Annotated in this window: 20 protein-coding genes and 1 other RNA gene; 8 read left to right on the top strand and 13 right to left on the bottom strand. The window is 67.6% G+C overall.

The window, feature by feature from the left end; genetic code table 11:
* The first annotated feature begins 90 nt into the window (after positions 1-90).
* On the top strand, positions 91-771 hold the full coding sequence (locus tag BN976_RS22110; RefSeq protein WP_036373931.1) for a cutinase family protein: 681 nt from the start codon (positions 91-93) through the stop codon (positions 769-771).
* 12 nt (positions 772-783) lie between these two features.
* Here the strand turns inward: BN976_RS22110 and BN976_RS22115 are convergent, their stop codons facing one another.
* The gene (locus BN976_RS22115; protein WP_051558538.1) at positions 784-1,737 is read right to left on the bottom strand and encodes an LmeA family phospholipid-binding protein; all 954 of its coding nucleotides are present in this window, start codon (positions 1,735-1,737) and stop codon (positions 784-786) included.
* A gap of 180 nt (positions 1,738-1,917) precedes the next feature.
* Between BN976_RS22115 and BN976_RS22120 the strand changes: the two genes are divergently transcribed.
* A complete protein-coding gene (locus BN976_RS22120; RefSeq protein WP_036373934.1) occupies positions 1,918-2,961 on the top strand; it encodes a cupin domain-containing protein in 1,044 nt (347 codons plus the stop codon).
* Between the two features lie 83 nt (positions 2,962-3,044).
* Positions 3,045-3,284 carry a hypothetical protein gene (locus tag BN976_RS22125; RefSeq protein ID WP_036373936.1) on the top strand — a complete coding sequence of 80 codons (240 nt, stop codon included), beginning with the start codon at positions 3,045-3,047 and terminating at the stop codon, positions 3,282-3,284.
* Positions 3,285-3,320: 36 nt separating this feature from the next.
* Here the strand turns inward: BN976_RS22125 and BN976_RS22130 are convergent, their stop codons facing one another.
* On the bottom strand, positions 3,321-4,739 hold the full coding sequence (locus BN976_RS22130; RefSeq protein WP_036373938.1) for an SDR family NAD(P)-dependent oxidoreductase: 1,419 nt from the start codon (positions 4,737-4,739) through the stop codon (positions 3,321-3,323).
* Between the two features lie 149 nt (positions 4,740-4,888).
* On the opposite strand from BN976_RS22130, the gene BN976_RS22135 reads away from it, so the two are divergent.
* Positions 4,889-5,650, top strand: a complete 762-nt coding sequence (locus BN976_RS22135; RefSeq protein ID WP_036374295.1) for a MerR family transcriptional regulator — start codon at positions 4,889-4,891, stop codon at positions 5,648-5,650.
* A gap of 91 nt (positions 5,651-5,741) precedes the next feature.
* Here the strand turns inward: BN976_RS22135 and ssrA are convergent.
* From ssrA to prfB, 9 genes are all read right to left on the bottom strand, one after another.
* Positions 5,742-6,110: a transfer-messenger RNA gene (gene ssrA, locus BN976_RS32810) on the bottom strand.
* Between the two features lie 68 nt (positions 6,111-6,178).
* On the bottom strand, positions 6,179-8,485 hold the full coding sequence (locus tag BN976_RS22140; protein WP_036373940.1) for a putative bifunctional diguanylate cyclase/phosphodiesterase: 2,307 nt from the start codon (positions 8,483-8,485) through the stop codon (positions 6,179-6,181).
* A gap of 56 nt (positions 8,486-8,541) precedes the next feature.
* Complete coding sequence (locus BN976_RS22145) at positions 8,542-9,387, bottom strand: EamA family transporter (protein ID WP_199558997.1); 846 nt, start codon at positions 9,385-9,387, stop codon at positions 8,542-8,544.
* Positions 9,384-9,881, bottom strand: coding sequence for an SsrA-binding protein SmpB (gene smpB, locus BN976_RS22150; RefSeq protein WP_011779154.1), 498 nt, complete (start codon positions 9,879-9,881; stop codon positions 9,384-9,386). Before smpB ends, BN976_RS22145 begins: the two co-directional genes overlap by 4 nt.
* A 2-nt stretch (positions 9,882-9,883) precedes the next feature.
* Positions 9,884-10,780, bottom strand: a complete 897-nt coding sequence (gene ftsX / locus BN976_RS22155) for a permease-like cell division protein FtsX (protein WP_011779153.1) — start codon at positions 10,778-10,780, stop codon at positions 9,884-9,886.
* Positions 10,781-11,470, bottom strand: a complete 690-nt coding sequence (ftsE, locus tag BN976_RS22160; RefSeq protein WP_011779152.1) for a cell division ATP-binding protein FtsE — start codon at positions 11,468-11,470, stop codon at positions 10,781-10,783.
* A gap of 44 nt (positions 11,471-11,514) precedes the next feature.
* Positions 11,515-12,033 (bottom strand): Rv3103c family proline-rich protein, encoded by a 519-nt coding sequence (locus BN976_RS22165; RefSeq protein ID WP_036373945.1) that lies wholly within the window; start codon positions 12,031-12,033, stop codon positions 11,515-11,517.
* Positions 12,030-13,007: a mechanosensitive ion channel family protein gene (locus BN976_RS22170; protein WP_036373948.1), complete on the bottom strand. Its 978-nt coding sequence runs from the start codon at positions 13,005-13,007 to the stop codon at positions 12,030-12,032. Before BN976_RS22170 ends, BN976_RS22165 begins: the two co-directional genes overlap by 4 nt.
* On the bottom strand, positions 12,997-14,103 hold the full coding sequence (gene prfB / locus BN976_RS22175; RefSeq protein ID WP_036373951.1) for a peptide chain release factor 2: 1,107 nt from the start codon (positions 14,101-14,103) through the stop codon (positions 12,997-12,999). The genes BN976_RS22170 and prfB overlap by 11 nt, the downstream gene beginning before the upstream one ends.
* Positions 14,104-14,299: 196 nt before the next feature.
* On the opposite strand from prfB, the gene BN976_RS22180 reads away from it, so the two are divergent.
* Complete coding sequence (locus BN976_RS22180; RefSeq protein WP_036373954.1) at positions 14,300-15,679, top strand: FAD-dependent oxidoreductase; 1,380 nt, start codon at positions 14,300-14,302, stop codon at positions 15,677-15,679.
* Between the two features lie 4 nt (positions 15,680-15,683).
* Here BN976_RS22180 and BN976_RS22185 read toward each other — a convergent pair whose 3' ends face one another.
* Positions 15,684-16,049, bottom strand: coding sequence for a hypothetical protein (locus tag BN976_RS22185; protein ID WP_036373957.1), 366 nt, complete (start codon positions 16,047-16,049; stop codon positions 15,684-15,686).
* 23 nt (positions 16,050-16,072) lie between these two features.
* Between BN976_RS22185 and hisN the strand changes: the two genes are divergently transcribed.
* The 3 genes from hisN (at position 16,073) to BN976_RS22200 (ending at position 19,642) form a co-directional block, all read left to right on the top strand.
* Positions 16,073-16,852 carry a histidinol-phosphatase gene (gene hisN, locus BN976_RS22190; protein ID WP_036373960.1) on the top strand — a complete coding sequence of 260 codons (780 nt, stop codon included), beginning with the start codon at positions 16,073-16,075 and terminating at the stop codon, positions 16,850-16,852.
* Between the two features lie 174 nt (positions 16,853-17,026).
* Complete coding sequence (locus BN976_RS22195) at positions 17,027-18,409, top strand: acyl-CoA dehydrogenase family protein (protein ID WP_011779145.1); 1,383 nt, start codon at positions 17,027-17,029, stop codon at positions 18,407-18,409.
* 15 nt (positions 18,410-18,424) lie between these two features.
* Positions 18,425-19,642 (top strand): acyl-CoA dehydrogenase family protein, encoded by a 1,218-nt coding sequence (locus tag BN976_RS22200; protein ID WP_036373963.1) that lies wholly within the window; start codon positions 18,425-18,427, stop codon positions 19,640-19,642.
* Positions 19,643-19,678: 36 nt separating this feature from the next.
* On the opposite strand, the gene BN976_RS22205 is transcribed toward BN976_RS22200, so the two are convergent.
* The gene (locus tag BN976_RS22205) at positions 19,679-20,902 is read right to left on the bottom strand and encodes a glycosyltransferase (protein ID WP_036373965.1); all 1,224 of its coding nucleotides are present in this window, start codon (positions 20,900-20,902) and stop codon (positions 19,679-19,681) included.

The following is a 20,902-nucleotide window of genomic DNA, read 5'->3' on the forward strand; positions in this document are numbered from 1 at the left end:
TTGCTCAGTGGCGGCTGCGCGCCGATGGGCCGATACCGCCGGACAACTCTTCCCGCTGTTACGTGAGTGATAGGTGTGGCGAATGGGTATATGGAGCCGGTGAATGTCATCGGCTCCACGCGCCGGACGGTCGCGGCCGCTTCGTCGGCCTTCATCGCTGCGGCAGCACTGACCGCGCTCGAAGCGCCGACGGCATCGGCCGCATCAAAGTGCCATGACATCGAGCTCGTGTTCGCCCGCGGCACCGACGAGCCGCCGGGTCTGGGTGCGGTGGGCACATCGCTCGTGGACACGCTCCGCCCGATCGTGAAGGACCAGACGATCGGGACCTATGCCGTCAGATACCCGGCGTCCTGGGACTTCCTTCAGGTGGCCGCCGGGGCCAACGACGCGAGCAAGCGCGTGCAGGCCATCGCCGCGACATGTCCGGACAGCAGGATCGTGCTGGGCGGTTACTCGCAGGGCGCCGCCGTGATCGACGTCGTCGCCACCGCGCCGATCGCCGGACTCGGATACACCGCACCGCTGCCTGCGGCCGTCATCCCCCATGTCGCGGCCATCGCCGTCTTCGGCAACCCGTCGGCGCGGTTCGGGCGGCCACTGACCGTCCTCAGTCCGGACTTCGGTGCCCGCACTGCAGATCTCTGCAACACGGGCGATCCGGTGTGTTCGCGCGGTGAGGATTTCGACGCCCACGTCCGCTACCCGCAGTCCGGCCTGGTCAAGCTGGCAGCCCAGTGGATCACCAAGCATGTGGGGCAACGGGTTTAGGCGCTGCTCGGCTCACAGCCGCGCGAAGCAGGCATTCGTGTCTTCCCGGGGTATGGACGCGTCCTGGCTGGAGAACGTGCCGACGACTCCTGCGTCGGTCACCTCGACCCCGTCCGCATGGATTCCGAGCGGATAGTTGTCGTTCAGCTTCTTCGTCAGGTCGTCGAGCGCGCTCTGCACGGCCTCCTTCGGGAACGGCCCGGCGACATCGAGCACCTCCAGGTTCAGATCACCTTCTACCACAACGGGTTTGGCGGTTACGCTGGCGTTTCCGGCGTCCAGGACAAGGGTGCCGGCCGCCGGGTCGGTGCGCACGCCGGTGACCAGGGCACCCACTCCGGGCAGATTCGCCGCAACGGTGTCCTTGATGCCGTCCGAGCGCCATGTGAGCGTGGCGCGCAGGGAGCCGATCGCGCCTTTGGACGTCGCCGAGTCCTGCAGTCGCACGTCTTCGAGTGTGACGTCGGCGGTCATGCCGTCGGCGGACTGCACGCGGTCCCCTGCGGTGTGGACCGTGATGTTCGTGTAGCGCCCGGTGAGGTGCTGCCACAGGAATGGAGGGTTCACGCCGTAGGAGATCGTGGCACCGTCCTGCACGACGCACTCGGCGATTCCGACCAGAACGTCGTCCGCGCGGTGCCGGGCGTACAGTTCGGCACCGGCCACGCCGCCGACGAGCACCGCGACCACGATGATCGCCAGCAGTGGAACCGTCTGCCGGTTGAAGAAGCCTGCACGACGCCTCTCTGGCACCGGCGGCGGGGGCGGCACCGGCGGCGGGGGCGGCACCGGCGGCGGCCGCCGGAACTGCTCGGTGGGCACGGCATCGGGAGGTCGCGGCTGAATCCGTTCAGTGCGCGCGTCCGGCCTGCCGGGACGGGGCAGCCGACGAGTCGCCGGATCGTCGTGCGGATTGCCCCTGCCACGCCAACCAGGCGGCCCGGGGCGTTGCGGCGGGTTCGTCACCGACGCAATTCTGCCGCACAACGCCGGACGCCGATCCCCGGACGGCGCGCGAACCCTCCACGAGTCCCGCGACTTACCGCCAGCAGGTAGCGATGTTGGCCGGTCAACATCAATGACAACACGGCCCCGACCGAGCAGAGTCATCAGCGACAGCGACTCACCAGATCCGAGGAGATCATCATGACGACGTCCGTCGCGCGCAGCAGCCACACCACCTCACTGCACGACGGGGAGGTGGTCGAGGAGTCCGACCTGGGCTCGATCCGCCGTGTGACCGCCGACAATCTCCCGATCCTGCAGGGCCTGTCGATCAAACGGGTGCTGCTCAATCCGGGTGCGATGCGCACACCGCACTGGCATGCCAACGCCAACGAACTCACCTACTGCGTGTCGGGCACCGCGCTGGTGTCCATGCTCGACGACTACAGCCGGTTCTCGACGTTCATCGTGACCGCCGGGCAGATGTTCCATGCCGCCTCCGGCTCGCTGCATCACATCGAGAACATCGGCGAGGACGTCGCCGAATTCATCATCGCGTTCCGCCACGAGCGCCCGGAGGACTTCGGGCTCGGCGCGACACTGGGCGCGTTCTCCGACGCCGTGCTGGGCAACAGCTACGACCTGCCCGCCTCGGATTTCGCCCGGATCCACCGTGACACCACCGACCACAAGCTCGCCGCCCGCACCGGACCGCCGGACGTCCCGGCCGCGGCGTATTTCAATGACCCGCACAAGTTCGACATCGAGGCGCAGGCGCCCGGACTGAACTACGTCAGCGGCAGCGCCCGCTTCGCCCGCGACCAGTTCTGGCCGGTGCTCAAAGACATGTCGATGTACTCGCTGCGGGTGTCCGAGGACGGTATGCGCGAACCCCACTGGCATCCGGTGACCGCGGAGATGGGTTATGTGCAGCACGGCGATGCGCGCATGACGGTGATGAATCCCGATGGCACGCTGGATACCTGGACGATGAGCGCGGGTGACATGTATTTCATCCCGCGTGCCTACCCGCACCACATCGAGAACATCGGCACCGACGAATGGCACTTCCTGATCTTCTTCGATCAGCCGTTCCCCGCAGACATCGGTTACCGCGCCTCGGCGAGCGCCTACTCCCGCGAAGTCCTTGCCGCCGCGTTCAACACGCACATCGACGACCTGCCCCGGTTCCCGTTCACCCCCTCCGACCCGTTGATCGTGGCCCGCACCAATCCCGCCGACTGAAAGTTGGGATCGGTAGCGCCGGCGGTGACGTCGACTGGTGCGGGATCGCCACCGCGGTCGCGGAGAACAGCCAGGGGACGAGCATGAACAACATCCACACGCACACCAGGATCGCCGCCGGCGCCGCCCTTTCGGGCGCAATCGCGTTGGCCGGTCTCGGATTCGGGTCGGCGACCGCCGCAGCCATCGAGATGAGGAAGCCCCAACCGCCTCTGCCGTCGGCGCCGTACGACCAGCAGCAGGTGGAAACACCAGGCGGCCCTGCCGGTTTCGATCCGCAGCCCGACCCGCCGGCCCCGCGCATCATCATCGTCGGACCGTAGCCAGGACCGGCGCGCTGACTCAGCCGGGGAGCCGAGCTACCAGTTGGACGGCGAGTAGTCCTTCAGGAAGCATCCGTGCAGATCTTCGCCGGCCTCGCCGCGCACGATCGGGTCGTACACGCGCGCAGCCCCGTCGACCAGGTCCAGCGGGGCGTGGAACCCCTCCTCGGCGAGCCGCAGCTTCGTCGGGTGCGGGCGCTCGTCGGTGATCCAGCCGGTGTCCACGGCGGTCATCAGAATGCCGTCGCGCTCCAACATCTCACCGGCGCTCGTGCGGGTCAGCATGTTCAGCGCGGCCTTGGCCATGTTGGTGTGCGGATGGCCCGGGCCCTTGTATGCGCGGCTGAACTGACCCTCCATCGCGGAGACGTTCACGACGTAGGTGCGGCGCGCAGGTGCGGCGGCCATCGCCGGGCGCAGCCGGCTCACCAGGATGAACGGCGCGGTCTGGTTGCACAGCTGCACCTCCAGCAGTTCCATCGCGTCGACTTCGTGGACCCGCTGGGTCCAGCTGTTCACCGGGGCGGTGTCGGGCAGCAGGCCGCCCGCGTCGATGGCGGTGCCCGCGGCGATCCGATCCGGGGAGGCGCTGCGGGCGGTCAGCGCCAGCTCGGCCACCTGGTGCGGAGTGGGGTTTGCGGCCAGGCTGCCGGCGAGCGCGGCCGGGTGGGCGTCGCTGACGCGGTCGAACGTCAGCACGTCCACGATCTCCGGCGGCGGCGTGCGTTCCGCCTCGACGAGCGCCGCATAGGCACCGGGCGACCGGCGCACGGTCTGCGCCGCGTTGTTGATCAGGATGTCCAGCGGGCCCTGCGCGGCCACGGCGTCGGCGAGGGCGACCACCTGCGCCGGGTCCCGCAGGTCGATTCCGACGATCCGGAGTCGGTGCAGCCAGTCGGCGCTGTCGGGCATCGCCGCGAAACGGCGCACGGCATCGTTGGGGAAACGGGTGGTGATGGTGGTGTGGGCGCCGTCGCGCAGCAGTCGCAGGGCGATGTACATGCCGATCTTGGCGCGGCCGCCGGTGAGCAGGGCGCGCCTGCCGGTGAGGTCGGTGCGGGCGTCGCGCTTGGCCCGGTTCAGGGCAGCGCAGTCGGGGCAGAGCTGGTGGTAGAACGCGTCGACCACGGTGTACCGGTTCTTGCAGATGTAGCAGGCGCGCGGACGCAGAAGCGTGCCCGCGGTGGCGCCGACGGTGGTGGACACCAGTGGCAGACCCTGCGTCTCGTCGTCGATGCGGCCGGGCGCACCGGTGGCGGTGGCCGCGGTGACGGCGTCGTCGGCGGCGGCCACGGCGTCACGCTTGGCGGCGCGACGGGCCTTCCTCACCGATTTGAAGATGCCGGCCGTGGCCCGGCGGACAGCGACGGCATCGGGGTGCTCGGGAGGCAGGGCCTCGATGTCGGCCAGCACCTGCAGACAGGTGCTGAGCTTGTCCGGATCGATCGCGTTCACCCAGGAAGCGTACGGGCTCCTCCGCGCCGACCCCATCTCCGCTACCACGGGTGACGGGATCCTCGACGTTCGAATAAGTTCGGACACGTTGACTTGACCCTCACGTGACGTCAGGCACCACCCTGACCTATGTGACGCAGGAGATGCAGGTGGACGAACTCACCGTGGGCGAAGTCGCGGAGCGATTTGGCATCACAGTCCGGACGCTTCACCACTATGACGAAATCGGGTTGTTGACCCCGAGTCGCCGTTGCGCCTCGGGCTATCGGGTTTACACACCGGCGGACCTGACGCGCCTGTCCCAGGTCATCGTTTACCGCCGGCTCGAGTTCTCTCTCGATGAGATCGCGAGCCTGCTGGACGAGGGAAATGAGGTCAGCCACCTGATTCGCCAGCGCGAACGCGTCATGTCCCGCCTCGATGAGATGAAGGACCTCGTCGCGGCAATCGATCAGGCATTGGAGAAGGCGATGACGAACACACCCATGACCGACGACGACATGCGCGAGCTGTTCGGTGACGGCTTCGACGACTACCAGGCGGAGGCCGAGCAGAAGTGGGGTGAGACCGCAGAGTGGAAGGAATCGCAGCGCCGAACCAAGTCCTACGGCAAGGACGAATGGGTCCAGATCAAGGCCGAGGGCGAAGCCGCCGAGAAGGCCTTGTCCGACGCGTTCCGCGCTGGGCTCCCGCCCGACTCCGAGGAGGCGATGAACGCCGCGGAGCAACACCGGCTCCAAGTGAATCGCTGGTTCTACGACTGCCCGCCTGCCTTTCACCGCAAGCTGGGCGACATGTACGTGAGCGACCCCAGGTATGTCGCGAGATACGACGACTCGTTCGGGCTGCCGGGGTTTGCCGCCTACTGCCGCGACGCGATCCACGCGAACGCGGACCGAGCCGGCCGGTGACGTGATGGCCGCGATCCGGTCGCACGCGGAGTGGCGATGCTGCGGGAAACAGAACAGGCCAGGGCATTTCTGCCCTGGCCTGTTCTGTTTCGAGTGGAGCTGCCGGGAATTGAACCCGGGTCCTACGGCATTCCCTCGAGGCTTCTCCGTGCGCAGTTCGCTATGCCTCTACTCGGATCTCCTGATCACGCGAACAAGTCAGGATGACGATCCCAGTCGCTGTTTGATGTCCCCATGGGTTCCGCGACCGAACCCGTGGGTGGGTCCCTCTAGCTGATGCCAGGGTCCGGGCCGAGGGCGCTCCCGGTCTGACAGACACGCAGTCGCTTAGGCAGCGAGTGCGTAGTCGCGCTGATTGGAATCGGCGCTTAATTGGTTGCAACGACGCTTACGGTGGTCATTTGCCTGCACCGGCACGCTTCCCTTGATTCGATGCGCGAAGTCGAAACCGTTCAGCCCCTCGCACACCCGCCGACTGTCGGCGGACTCTTCATACTACCGGGTTGTTCAACAACCACCGTGGCAGATTTAGTCCGCCTGCGTCAGGTCGGGAAGAGCCGCAGGTGAGAGTTCCCGATCCGGGCAGTCGGTGGCATCACCCAGTTCGGCGATGGGGACCGGCCGCCCGAACAGGTGTCCCTGGGCCAGCCGGCCGCCGGCCCGATGCACCATCTCCGATTGTGCAGGCAATTCGATGCCCTCGGCGATCACGTCCAACCCGAGGTCATCGCACAGCCGGATGACCGAGCGGTACAGCGACAGATCCCGTGCGGTTTCCCCGCCGACGGCCAGGCTGCGGTCCAGCTTGACGATGTGGACCGGCAGGCAGTGCACATAGGTCAGCGAGTTGAAGCCGGCGCCGAAGTCGTCGAGCGCGACCCTGACGCCGAGCTGGCCGAGGCGCCTGATCTGCGCCGCCGCCCTGTCCAGGTCGACGATCGGCTCGGTCTCGGTGATCTCCAGGACGAGTCGGTTGCGCGGGATCCGGTGCCGCGCCAGCACCTGACTCACCTGCTGCTCGAAGCCGGGGTTGCCCAGCCGGGCCGCGCCGATGTTGACGTGGATGTCGAGGTTCAGCCCCCTCCCCTGAACTTCCCGGCAGGCCAGGTCGAGTACGAGGGCGTCGAGGTCGGCGCCCAGGCCGGCCGCTTCGGTCACCGCCACGAACGTCTCCGGGGAGATGTCGGTGCCGTTCGGCGCGGTCCATCTGGCCAGTGCCTCCACGGCCACCGGTGTGCCCTCCGGCAGCCGGACCACCGGCTGGTAGACCAGCCGGAAGCCGGGCGGGGTGCCTCCGTCGGCGTTGCGCAGCATGGTCGGGAAGTCCACGGTCACCCCCGAAGACGGCTGGTAGACCACGGCGGTGTCCTTGCCCATCCGCTTGCCCGCGTACATGGAGATGTCCGCCTGCCGCAGCAGGTCGTCGGAGGTCTGAGGCATACCGTCGCGGTCGGGTCTGACCAACCCCATGCTGGCCTTGACACGCACCGAGGAGCCGTGCACCGGGAACGGGTCACGCAGCGCGATCCGCAGACGCTCGGCCACGACCTCGAGCTGTTCGGCTTCACCGCCGATCAGGATCGCGAACTCGTCGCCGCCGATGCGGGCCAGCGTGTCCGCTTCGGTCACGCACCGCTTCAGGCGTTCCCCCACCGCGCACAGCAACTCGTCGCCGGCGGCGTGCCCGAACCGGTCGTTGACCTCCTTGAAATCGTCGAGGTCGACGAAGATCAGCACGAACCGACCGTGAGCCATCGCCTCGTCGAGGCGCCGGGCGAACAGGATCCGGTTGGGCAACCCGGTCAGTGCGTCGTGGTGCACCTGGTGAGCGAGCCCGCGCTGGGCCCAGTAGAGGCGCTGGGTCAGCAGATTCTGCGCCCGCGTCGCCAAGATCTGCCGGACCGTGACGAGCGCGACCATGGCCACCGCCAGGGACACCACGAACGGGTCCAGCTGCCGGCCGATCAGCACGTGGAAACCGAACATCACCGCGATGCCGAGGAAGCCCAGGTAGGGCAGCACCAGCTGCGCCCAGTCGATTCCACGGCCGGCACCGCGGTCGTCCACCTCCGACGTCTCCAACATCGCGAGGGCGATGACCATCGGGCCGATGATCAAGCCGATACCACCCCAGAGCTCGCCGCCCTCCGCACCGACGGAGCGAAAGTAGGCGACGACCCGGTCGGAGGCGGCCATCATCACCAGACCGCCGGCCAACAACAGAAAGTTCTTCCGGTAGGGACGGCCGGGTTCATAAACCATCGCCATCACCACTGCCCACGCCACCAGCAGCAGCTGGGCCACCGCGAAGGCGACGTCCACGGCCGGCACACCGGAGCGGGGCAGCGAGGCCGTCGAGTTGGTGCCGAATCCGCCCATGGCGGCCAGGATCAGGAACGCAATCCCGGCGACGACTCCGTCGAGGATGTTCGTGACCAGGGGGTGGCGCAGCGGGCTGTCCCGCGGTGCGGTCACCCCGCCGCTGGATCGCACCAGCAGGACCACCGCACCCAGCACGAACACCGGCAGCGACAGGTAGGCCACCAGGGTCGGGGCCGACGCCGCCCCGTCACCGCCCGTCCACCAGAGAATCTGGCCGAACGCCCAGGCCACCAGGGCCGCCACATAGAGCAGACGCCACCAACGGGCCACGCCCCCGACCCGCCGGGCAATGACGAGACCGCACACCGCCGCGGCCAGCGATGTGCTCACCTGGAGTATCACCTCGCCGCGACGCGCCACCTCGTCGCCCCACAGCGCCATCGCGTTGACCACGGCCAGAAACGGGACACCGGCAGCGACGAGGAGACGGACCCGCGTGCGTTGGGCTGCCACGCGCCTCCTTCCCCTGCGCCGACCCCTGCGGGTCCGACACTCAGGGACGACGGTAGCTAATTGGCCGCGATCATCACGACGGAACCGAGAGCCAGCACCATGCCCAGCGCCTGCCAGCGTGTCACCCGCTCGCGCAACACCACGATCGCCAGCACCACGGTGGCCGCCGGGTACAACGCGATCAACACTCCTGCCAGCGACAGCATCGAGGACTGCAACGCCAGCAACGTCGCGACGTTCGCGACGGTGTCCAACACCCCGGCGAGCACCGCCAGCCGGAGCGGCACACCCCGCTCGAACACCAGGTTCGCCGTCACCAGCGCGGCGAACAGCACAACGGCAGCGGCCACCAGCCTGCCGAGCACCAGCGGCCACAGCTTCGCCTCCGGCGGAACCTGGTGGAGGATCACGAAGTTCATCCCGAACGCCACGCCTGAGCCGACCGTCAGCCACGCCACCTTCGCGGTGAACCGGTGCGGTCTGGAGTCCTCGTCGGTGGCTCCCCGGCTGACCAGCACCACTGCCACGAGTGCGAGCACCACGCCAACCCCGGCGAGGACGCTGGGCCTCTCCCCGAGCGCGACGCCGGCCAGGACGGGGATCCCGGCGACGAGCACCGCCGTCAACGGGGAGACGACCGAGATCGGACCCGAGCCCAGCGCCGCGTAGAACCACCACACACCGAAGGCCTGGACCAGACCCGCCAGCGCCCCCCACGCCACGGCAGCGGTGCTGAGCTGTCCGCCCATCGGGATGGCGGCGAGCACGAGCAGGACCAACGCCACCGGATACGAGACGACGACCACCCGCAGGGCGGCGACCCGGCGCGACGCGATACCGCCCACGAAATCGCTGACGCCGTAGCCGAGGGCCGCGATCAGGGCGCTGAGGACGGCGGTCAGGAGGTCATGCCCTTGACGCGACGCCCCAGTTCGCGGGTGACCTCGCGTTGCGCGTCCCGGCGCGCCATGTCCTGGCGTTTGTCGTGGGCCTGCTTACCACGCGCCAGCGCCAGCTCGACCTTGACCTTGCCGCCGGTGAAATACAGCGACAACGGGACCAGCGTGAGGTTGCCGTCGCGAATCTTGCCGACCAGGTTGTCGATCTCTCTGCGGTGCATCAGCAGCTTGCGGTTGCGCCGCGGCGCGTGGTTGGTCCAGGTGCCGTGGTGATATTCCGGGATGTGCAGGTTACGCAACCAGATCTCGCCGTCGTCGACGGTGGCGAACGCATCGGCCAGCGAGGCCTGCCCCTCGCGCAGACTCTTGACCTCGGTGCCCATCAACGCGATCCCGGCCTCATAGGTGTCCAGGATTGAATAGTTGTGCCGTGCTTTGCGATTGGTCGCAACAACCTGGTTGTTGCTGTCCTTGACCGCCTTCGGTTTCTTGGCCACCGCTACCTTCGTACGTAGAGACGGAGCGTGACGTACGAGGTGATTCCCGACATCGCCAGTCCGAGGATCAGCATCCACGGCGCGCTGTAGTAGAGGATGTCGGCGTAGTCGACCTTGGCGATCAGGTTCGCCTGATAGAACTGGTCGAGCGCTTTCTCCAGGAACAACGCCCGCACCAGGATCAGCCCGACAATCGCGATGACCACACCGATGAGCGCCGCGAGCATCGCCTCCAGCAGGAACGGCAGCTGCGTGTACCAGCGGGTGGCGCCGACCGATCGCATGATGCCGATCTCGGTGCGTCGGGTGTAGGCGGCGACTTGGACCATGTTGGCGATCAGCAGCACCGCGCCTATCGCCTGCACCAGCGCGACCGCGAACGCGGCATTGCTGATGCCGTCCAGCACCGCGAAAAGCCGGTCTATCAGGTCCTTCTGGTTGAGCACGTTGAGCACACCGGGTTGACCACGGACCGCGTCGTCGAACGCCTGGTGCTGCTCGGGGTCGTTGAGCTTGACCACGAACGACGCCGGGAACGCGTCCCTGCCCGCAACATCCTTGTACTGAGGGAACTTTCGGATCGCGTCGTCGTAGGCCTCGTCCCGGTTGAGGAACCGCACCGAACGGACGTCGTCGCGCTCCTCGATCGTCTGCCGCAGGGCCTTGCACGGGTCGGCGTCACAGCTCGGATCGTTGGCCGACACATCGTTGGTGAGGAAGACCTGGCTCTCCACCCTGTCCAGGTAGATGGCGCGCGACTGATCGGCCAGCCGCACGATCAGCATGCCCCCACCGAACAGACCGATCGAGATCGCGGTGGTCAGAATCATCGCGACCGTCATGGTCACGTTGCGGCGGAGTCCGGTGAGGACCTCGTTGACGAGAAATCCGAAGCGCACTTAGCGATCCATTCCGTAGACGCCGCGCTGTTCGTCACGAATCAGCCGGCCGAGTTCGAGTTCGACGACGCGCTGGCGCATTGAGTCGACGATGTGGTGGTCGTGGGTGGCCATCACCACCGTTGTGCCCGTGCGGTTGATCCGCTCGAGCAGGTCCATGATGTCCTTGCTGGTCTCCGGGTCCAGGTTGCCGGTGGGCTCGTCGGCCAGCAGGACCAGTGGCCGGTTCACGAACGCCCGCGCGATCGCGACCCGCTGCTGCTCACCGCCCGACAGTTCTGCGGGCAGCCGATTGGCCTTGCCGGACAGGCCGACCATCTCCAGCACGTCGGGCACCACCCGGTTGATGGTGTCGGCACGCTTGCCGATCACCTCGAGCGCGAACGCGACGTTCTCGAAGACTGTTTTCTGCTGCAGCAGCCGAAAGTCCTGGAACACACAGCCGATGACCTGCCGCAGTGCCGGGATGTGACGTCCGGACAGCTTGTTCACATGGAATTTGGAAACACGGATGTCACCCGAAGACGGATGTTCCTCGGCCAGCAGCAGCCGCATGAACGTGGATTTGCCGGAGCCCGACGGACCGATGAGGAAGACGAACTCACCCTTCTCGATCTTCAGCGACACGTTGTCGAGCGCCGGGCGCGCCGACGACTTGTACTGCTTGGAGACGCGGTCGAGGGTGATCATCACGGCACGCCAGTGTAGCGGGACACCGCGGCCCCGCCCCGGCACTAGGGCAGTGGCGGTGGCGCCGTCGGCGTGGGACCGGGCGCGGTGACGGTGGTGGGTGGCACCGGTGGCGCCTGGGTGAACGTCTGCGGAGCCAGCGGACCGGGCCCGTCGGGGTCGATGACGGTCGTCGTCGGACCGAAAGGCACCACCGGTCCGACGGGGCCGGGGGTGGTGCTCGGCGTCGGCTCGGCCGTCGTCGTGTCCGTGGTCGTCTCGGGTGGCGTGGTGGTCGTGGTGGTCGTTGTCGTCGGCGTCGTCGTGGTGACCTCCGGCTGCCGCGGCGCGACGTTGGTGCGCGGCACCCACGTGTAGTTGGGATCGGGGACGAACCCGGGCGGAACCACCTGCTGGGCCGGATCCGGCGTCGGAGCGGGCAGCTCGGGCTGGTAGTTCTGGTTGACCCAGAACAGCGCGAGGAAGGCCAGGATGAGCCCTGCCGTGGACACCCGGATTCGGCCGCCCAACAAGTAGGTGGGCCAGCCGCGGGATTCGCCGTCGCGTCTGCGGATGAACCTCATCGCCTCGACTCCGGACCCTGGGTTTCCTCCTCGGCACCGCCGGCCGTGGCGGGGTGCACGATCGCGCCGACGGTCGGGGGTGGCGCCTCCCCCGGCGCCACGATGCCCGAGCGTCGCAGCTCCCTGATCACGAGCACCCGCAGCCGCCGGCCCACCTCGAACTGCTTGCCGGGCAGTGTGCGAGCCACCATCCGCAGGTTCACGGTGTCCAGCTCGATGCTCTCCACGCCCATCAGCTGCGGCGGGTCGAGCAGCAGATCGTGCAGTTGCGAGTCGTCGATGGCCTTCTGCGCCACATCGTGCAGCACGTCGTTGACGAGGTTGAGGTCCGCCGACGTCGGCACCGGGATGTCGATGACCGCGCGGGCCCAGTCCTTGGACAGGTTCACCGTCTTCACGATCTGGCCGTTGGGGATGGTGAACATCTCCCCTTCTGCCGAGCGCAGTTTCGTGACCCGCAGCGTGACGTCCTCCACGGTGCCCTCGGCCGGCGCGGCGATGCCGGAGACGGTCAGCGCGACGAGGTCACCGAAGCCGTACTGCTTCTCGGTGATGATGAAGAAACCGGAGAGCAGGTCCTGCACGAGACGCTGCGCGCCGAAACCGAGTGCGGCGCCGATCACCGCGGCAGGTGCGACCAGCGAGCCGATGGGAATCGCGAGGATGTCGGTGATCTGCACCGCCACCATCACGAACAGCAACGCGACCGACACCCACGAGATCACCGACGCGACGGCCTGGCGGTGTTTGGCGCTCTCCGAACGCACCAGTTGATCGCTCTCCTGATATTCGGCGTCGATGCGGCGGGTGATGCGCTGCGCCGCCCAGTTGATGAACCGCGCGGCCAGCAGACCGCCGATCAACAACAGCGCGATGCGCACACCGCGGTCGAGAATCCACACCCCGATGTCGCCCCGCCAGAAGCCGTGCCACCGCGAGGCCAGGTCGAACGCCAGAAGCGTGTTACTCGTCATCTTTTCGGTTGCGCCACCGGATACCGGCCTCCAGGAAGCCGTCGATGTCTCCGTCGAGCACGGCGGACGGGTTTCCGACCTCGTACTCGGTGCGCAGGTCCTTCACCATCTGGTAGGGATGCAGAACATAGGACCGCATCTGGTTACCCCATGAGCTGCCGCCGTCGCCTTTGAGGGCGTCCATCTCGGCACGCTCTTCCAACCGCTTGCGTTCCAGCAGTTTCGCCTGGAGCACGCGCATCGCGGACACCTTGTTCTGCAGCTGGGACTTCTCGTTCTGACAGGTGACGACGATGCCGGTCGGGATGTGGGTCAACCGGACCGCCGAGTCGGTGGTGTTGACCGACTGTCCGCCGGGCCCGCTGGACCGGTAGACGTCGACTCGGACGTCGCCCTCGGGGATTTCGATGTGGTCGGTGGTCTCGGTGACGGGCAGCACCTCGACGTCGGCGAACGACGTCTGTCGCCGATTCTGGTTGTCGAAGGGGCTGATGCGCACCAGCCGGTGGGTGCCTTGCTCGACGGACAGATTCCCGTACGCGTACGGAGCGTGCACGGCGAACGTCGCGCTCTTGATGCCGGCCTCCTCGGCGTAGGAGGTGTCGAACACCTCGACCGGGTACTTGTGCTGCTCGGCCCAGCGGATGTACATCCGCATCAGCATCTCGGCCCAGTCGGCGGCGTCCACGCCGCCCGCCCCTGACCGGATGGTGACCAGCGCCTCCCGCTCGTCGTAATCGCCGGAGAGCAGCGTGCGCACCTCCATGGCCTCGATGTCCTCGCGCAGCTTGGTCAGCTCGGCGTCGGCCTCGGCCACTTCGTCACTGCCGCCTTCTTCGGCCGCCAGCTCGTAGAGCACCGGTAGATCCTCGAGCCGGCCACGCAGTTCCTCGATGCGCCGGAGTTCACCCTGCGCGTGGGACAGGTCGCTGGTGACCTTCTGCGCCCGCGCCTGGTCGTCCCACAGCTGGGGATCGGAGGCGTCCTTTTCGAGCTGCTCGATGCGCCCGCGGAGCCCGTCGACGTCGATGACACGCTCCACGGTGGTCAGCGTGGCGTCGAGGGCGGCGATGTCGGCTTGGCGGTCGGGATCCACGGGAGTTCAGGTTACTCACCCCGTCGAAGTCGCTGGCCGTCGCAGCCTCGGCGGAATCTCCGACCGATTCCGCACGACGGTCCCAGAATGCCGTCGACGGCGTTCGTCGCGTTCTAGAGTCGGGTCTGGAACCTCGTCCGGACGCGTCGCGACAGCCCCTTGCGCGTGGCCGGGCAGCGACAGAAGGCAGCCCTACATGCCCGTTACGCGGCCGTACTACGTGGCCATCGTCGGCTCTGGACCTTCCGGGTTCTTTGCCGCCGCGTCCCTGCTGAAGTTCGGCGACTCCCCGGAGAACCGAGATGTGCGCGTCGACATGCTGGAGATGCTGCCGACACCGTGGGGGTTGGTGCGCTCCGGTGTCGCGCCGGACCACCCGAAGATCAAGTCGATCAGCGCCCAGTTCGAGAAGACGTCGCTGGACCCGCGGTTCCGGTTCTTCGGCAACGTCGACGTCGGTGAGCACGTGCATCCTTCCGAACTGGCCGAACGCTACGACGCGGTGATCTATGCGATCGGCGCCCAGGCTGACCGGGAGTTGGGCATTCCCGGAGAGGACCTGCCCGGGAGCCTCGCGGCGGTGGACTTCGTCGGCTGGTACAACGCCCATCCGTATTTCGAGGGGATGGCACCGGACCTGTCGGGCGGCCGCGCCGTCGTGGTGGGCAACGGCAACGTCGCGATCGACGTGGCCCGCATCCTGGTCAGCGACCCCGATGTGCTGGCCGAGACCGACATCGCCGACCACGCCCTGCGGTCGCTGCACGCGCGCGGCGTGGAAGAGGTGATGATCATCGGCAGGCGCGGGCCGCTGCAGGCGCCGTTCACCACGCTGGAGCTGCGGGAACTCGGTGATCTTGAAGCCCTCGGCGACGTCGACATCGTGATCGACCCCGCCGATTTCGCCGACATCACCGACGACGATCTCGAGGCGGCGGGTAAGACGGTGCGCAACAACATCAAGGTGCTGCGCGGCTATGCGGACAAAGCGCCCAAGGGCGCCCGGCGCCGCATCGTGTTCCGGTTCCGGACGTCCCCGATCGAGATCAAGGGCGGCGACAGGGTCCAGTCGATCGTGTTGGGCCGCAACGAGTTGACCAAAGGCGCCGACGGGCGGGTGTCGGCCGCGGACACCGGCGAGCGGGAGGAGGTGCCCGCCCAGCTGGTGGTGCGTGCCGTCGGCTATCGCGGGCTTCCCACGCCCGGCCTGCCGTTCGACGAGCGCGCGGGCACCATCCCGCACACCGACGGCAGGGTGGTGGGCAGCCGCAACGAATACGTGGTCGGCTGGATCAAGCGTGGACCCACCGGTGTCATCGGCAGCAACAAGAAGGACTCCGCGGACACGGTGGACACGCTGCTGGCGGATCTGGCCGCCGCCGAGCTCACCGAGTTCGACGCCGGTCACCTCGAGGACATCGAGCGCTGGCTGCTTGAGCGCCAGCCGAAATTGGTCACCAACGAGCACTGGAAGCTGATCGACGCGCACGAGCGGTCAGCCGGTGCGGGGTCGGGGCGGCCGCGGGTGAAGCTGTCGAATGTGGCGGAGATGCTCCGGGTGGGCGGGCGCGGCTGACGCCTCAGCTGTACGGCGGCGGCTCCGTCGGCGCCGGCGGGGGCGGGGGCGGGGGCGATCCGAACGCCCACTTCTCCGGGTTGCCCGGCGAGTACATGACGGGGATCAGCTGACCCATCGTCGGCCAGTCGTCCACGTCGACGGTCATCCGGGTGTAGACGGTGTACTCGTTGACGGTCGGCCCGTTGATCACCCCGGTGATGGTGACGAACTGCTCGCCGCTGACCCCGTCGGGCCGCGGGCTCACCCCGGTGACCAGCAGCGTGCCTTGCGCCCAGTCGCTGCCGACTCCTCGCCGTCGCATGAGGAACGGCCGGGCGAGAAGCACGAGCGCGCCGACGAGCAGGAGGATCATTGCGAACTCGAACACAGGCCCATGGTAGGACGACACCTATGAGCACCCTCGTGGACGACCTGAACCTGGCACTGCGTTTGGCCGACGAGGCGGACGCCTTGACGATGCAGCGATTCGGCGCGGTCGACCTGCGCGTCGAGACCAAGCCGGACATGACACCGGCGACGGACGCGGATCTGGATGCGGAGAAGTTGTTGCGGACGCGCCTGGCCGAGTCCCGGCCGCAGGATTCGGTGTTCGGCGAGGAGTTCGGCGGCACAAAGGAGTTCACCGGTCGGCAATGGGTGGTCGATCCGATCGACGGGACGAAGAATTTCGTGCGCGGCGTGCCGGTGTGGTCGACGTTGATCGCGTTGCTGGTCGACGGCGTCCCGGTGGTGGGCGTGATCAGTGCCCCCGCGCTGGGACGCCGGTGGTGGGCCGGCGAGGGGCAGGGCGCGTTCACTTCGTTCGGCGGTGAGACCCGACGGATCTCGGTGTCCGCGGTCGCCGACATGGAGGCGGCGAGCCTGTCCTTCTCGGACCTGGCCACGGGATGGGAGGAGAAGCGTCCCCGGTTCGTCGAACTTCTCGACGCCGTCTGGCGGATGCGCGGTTACGGCGATTTCTGGTCGTACTGCCTGGTCGCCGAGGGTGCGGTCGACATCGCGGTCGAGCCGGAGGTGAAACTGTGGGACCTCGCGCCGCTGGACATCCTGGTGCGTGAAGCCGGGGGCAGGTTCACGAACCTCGCCGGCGAGTCGGGCCCGCACGGCGGCAGCGCGGTCGCGACCAACGGGTTGTTGCACGAGGCCGTGCTGTCCGCGCTCGCGGACTGATGACGCCCCTTCCGATATCCCGGAAAGTTCGCTGGACCGCGCGCTAAGCTCCCCGCGCGCGGTGTGAGATCGGCAACAGATCCGCCGACCTTACTCAAAAGTCAGTTCCAATACCTTACTCTGGAGTCAGTTGCGCAATCGCGTATCTCCGATGATCAGACGAGGGCAGCTGCCATGACGAACACCCTGCCGTCCAAGCGAGGCGGCCGCGAGAGCGCCGTCGGCCTCCAGACGCACAAGCGATCCGTGACCGACATCGGGTTGGCACTGATCACCCCCATCGTGGGCCAGGAGTTCCTCGACAGGTACAACCTGCGCGAGCCGCTCAACCGCGGCATCCGTTACGGCGTCAAACACGCCTTCTCGGCGGCCGGGGCATCCACCCGGCAGTTCAAGCGCATCCAGGGTCTGGGCAAGCCGGCCACCCGATTGGAGGCCCATCGGCCCCAAGGCTCGGACTACTTCGACCTGACGCCCGACGAAGACCAGAAGATGATCGTCGAGACGGTTGAGGAGTTCGCCGAGGAGATTCTGCGTCCCGCGGCCTACGACGCCGACGACGCCGCCTCCTACCCACCGGATCTGATCGCGAAGGCGGCCGAACTCGGCATCACGGCGATCAACGTGCCCGAGGATTTCGACGGCATCGCCGAGCACCGCACCACCGTCACCGGGGCGCTCGTCGCAGAGGCGCTGGCCTACGGCGACATGGGCCTGGCCCTACCGATCCTGGCTCCCGGCGGCGTTGCGTCTGCGCTGACGCACTGGGGCAGCGCCGATCAGCAGGCCACCTACCTCAAGGAGTTCTCCGGCGACAACGTCCCGCAGGCGTGCGTGGCCATCGCCGAACCTCATCCCCTTTTCGACCCGACCGCCTTGAAGACCACCGCGGTCCGCACGCCGAGTGGCTACCGCCTCGACGGCGTGAAGAGCCTGGTGCCCGCGGCCGCCGACGCCGAGGTGTTCATCATCGCCGCGCAGCTCAACGGCAAGCCGGCATTGTTCATCGTCGAGGCGTCCACCAAGGGCCTGACGGTGACGCCGGACCCGAGCATGGGAATCCGTGCCGCCGCACTCGGCCGCGTCGAACTCGACAAGGTCACCGTGCCGCTGAGCGCGCGACTCGGCGAGGAGGACGCCACGGATGCCGATTATTCGGAAGCGATCGCGTTGTCCCGGCTGGGCTGGGCCGCACTGGCGGTCGGCACCTCGCACGCGGTGCTCGACTACGTCATCCCTTACGTCAAGGAGCGCACCGCGTTCGGCGAGCCGATCGCCCACCGGCAGTCGGTGGCGTTCATGTGCGCCAACATCGCGATCGAGCTCGACGGCCTGCGCCTGATCACCTGGCGCGGCGCCGCCCGGGCCGATCAGGGGATGTCCTTCGCCCGCGAGGCCGCGCTGGCCAAGAAGCTCGGTAGCGACAAGGCGATGCAGATCGGCCTCGACGGCGTCCAGCTGCTCGGCGGCCACGGCTACACCAAGGAACACCCGGTCGAACGCTGGTACCGCGACCTGCGGGCCCTCGGCGTCGCCGAAGGTGTGGTTGTCCTCTAGGAAGGCTTGAAAATCATGGCGATCAACCTGGAAATGCCGAAGAAGCTCCAAGCGGTCATCGAGAAGGGCCATCAGGGGGCGGCCGAGATGATCCGGCCCATCTCCCGCAAGTACGACCTCAAGGAGCATGCCTACCCGGTCGAACTCGACACGCTCGCCGACATCTTCGACGGCATCACGGCGGCCAAGACGATCTCGTTCGCGGGCACGGACGCGTTCGTCGGCGCCCGCGACGACGGACAGAAGTCGAATGTCAACGGCGCCAACATGTCTGCGCTGCTGAACGCGCTGGAGATCTCCTGGGGCGATGTGGCGCTGCTGCTGTCGGTGCCCCGGCAGGGTCTGGGCAACGCGGCGATCTCGTCGGTGGCCACACCGGAACAGCTGGAGCGCCTGGGCAAGGGCGTGTGGGCGGCGATGGCGATCACCGAGCCGAGCTTCGGGTCGGATTCGGCTGCCGTGTCGACCACCGCGGTGCTCGACGGCGACGAGTATGTGATCAACGGGGAGAAGATCTTCGTCACCGCCGGCTCGCGTGCGTCCCACATCGTGGTGTGGGCGACGCTGGACAAGTCCAAGGGCCGTGCCGCGATCAAGTCGTTCATCGTGCCGCGCGAACATCCCGGGGTGACGGTCGAGCGCCTGGAGCACAAGCTCGGCATCAAGGCGTCGGACACGGCGGTGATCCGCTTCGACAATGCCCGCATCCCGAAGGACAACCTGCTCGGCGATCCGGAGATCCACGTGGAGAAGGGTTTTGCCGGGGTCATGGAGACCTTCGACAACACCCGTCCGATCGTCGCCGCGATGGCCGTCGGCGTGGCACGCGCCGCGCTGGAGGATCTGCGCAAGATCCTCACCGATGCGGGCATCGAGATCTCCTACGACAAACCGGCGCACGCGCAGAGCGCGGCGGCGGCGGAATTCCTCCGGATGGAGGCCGAGTGGGAGTCCGGCTACCTGCTGACGGTGCGCTCGGCGTGGCAGGCCGACAACCGGATTCCCAACTCCAAGGAAGCCTCCATGGGTAAGGCCAAGGCCGCCCGGGTCGCCAGTGACATCACCCTCAAGGCCGTCGAAATGGCCGGAACCACTGGCTATTCCGAGGAGACGCTGCTGGAGAAGTGGGCCCGCGACTCGAAGATCCTCGACATCTTCGAGGGCACCCAGCAGATCCAGCAACTGGTGGTCGCCCGCCGCCTGCTCGGCCTGACCTCAGCCCAACTGAAATAGCCGAGGGCGAGGGCGCCCGCGTGGGGCACCGTCAGATCAGTTCCCACCAACCAGGTGCTCGAACAGGTCGGCGCCCCGGGCCACACCGCCGGTGGCGGCGAACCCGTCGGCAACCGCACGAGCTCCCGATGTCAGTCCCATCGCTTCACGAATCTTGTTGCGCAGCCGCGGCGCTGACAATCGCTTCGCGGGCAGCCGGGTACCGCATCGGGCCACCTCGGCACGTCGGGCCACCTCGAACTGGTCGCGCCCGTACGGAACGACGCACACCGGCACGCCCCGGGCCAGAGCCCGCTGCGTAGCACCCATGCCTCCGTGCGTGACCGCGCATACCGCCCGGCCGAGTACGAGATCATGGTCGACGAACCGGAGGATCGTCGCATGGGCGCTGCCTGGGACTTGGTCGACGCCGGCGGGCAGGGTCGCCACCACATGGACCGGTTCGTCGGTGAGCGCGTCGACCGCGGCGCTGACCAACCCGGCGTCGCCCTGCCGTTCCGAGGACGTTGTGACGAGAACGATCGGCCGGTCGATGGCTGTCAGCCAGTCGGGTGCGTCACCGTGAGCCTTCTCCGGCACGCACGGCCCGATCATGTGCACGTTCTCGCCCCAGTCGGCGGCGTACTGGAACGGGGTGCCGGTGGCAAGAAACAGAAGTGGCGCGCGCCGAAGGAACTGATCCAGCGAGCCGACCGGGGTGAGACCGACCCGGCTCCGGACGGTGTTGATCGCCGCGACGGCCGGCCTTTCCAGCGGCCAGCTGACACCCGCGCGAACAACTGAGTCGCGAAGCCGCCCGACCGGACCCGACATCGGCTTCAGGCCCAGACCGAACGGAGGCACCCCCGCGACGGTGAGCGCCGGGGTGTACGGCGCAAAGGACGCCCACGGCACTCCTGTCGCCTCGACCGCCGAGTGGGCGCCCCAGCAATTGACATCGACCAGCACACCATCAGGCTGCACCGTGGTGAGCGCCTTGCCGAGATCGGCGATCTCATACGATGCCCGGCGCCCGAACGCGCCGATCGACAACTTCAGCGCACCCACCGGGTTGGACGCCTTCCAGTCGTCCAACTCGATCGCCTCGATGCGCGGGTCGATGGGCTCGACCGAAACTCCAAGTCCGCGTGCGTGATCCAACCCGCTCGACAGCGTGCGCAGGTGAACGGTATGGCCGCGACGGGAGAGCTCGGACAGCAGTGCGCCCATCGGCAGCAGGTGTCCGAGAGCCGGTGAGGTGTATGCTAGGATCGTCGCCAT

The sequence above is a fragment of the Mycolicibacterium austroafricanum genome, from assembly GCF_000612725.1.
Classification (GTDB): Bacteria; Actinomycetota; Actinomycetes; order Mycobacteriales; family Mycobacteriaceae; genus Mycobacterium; species Mycobacterium austroafricanum.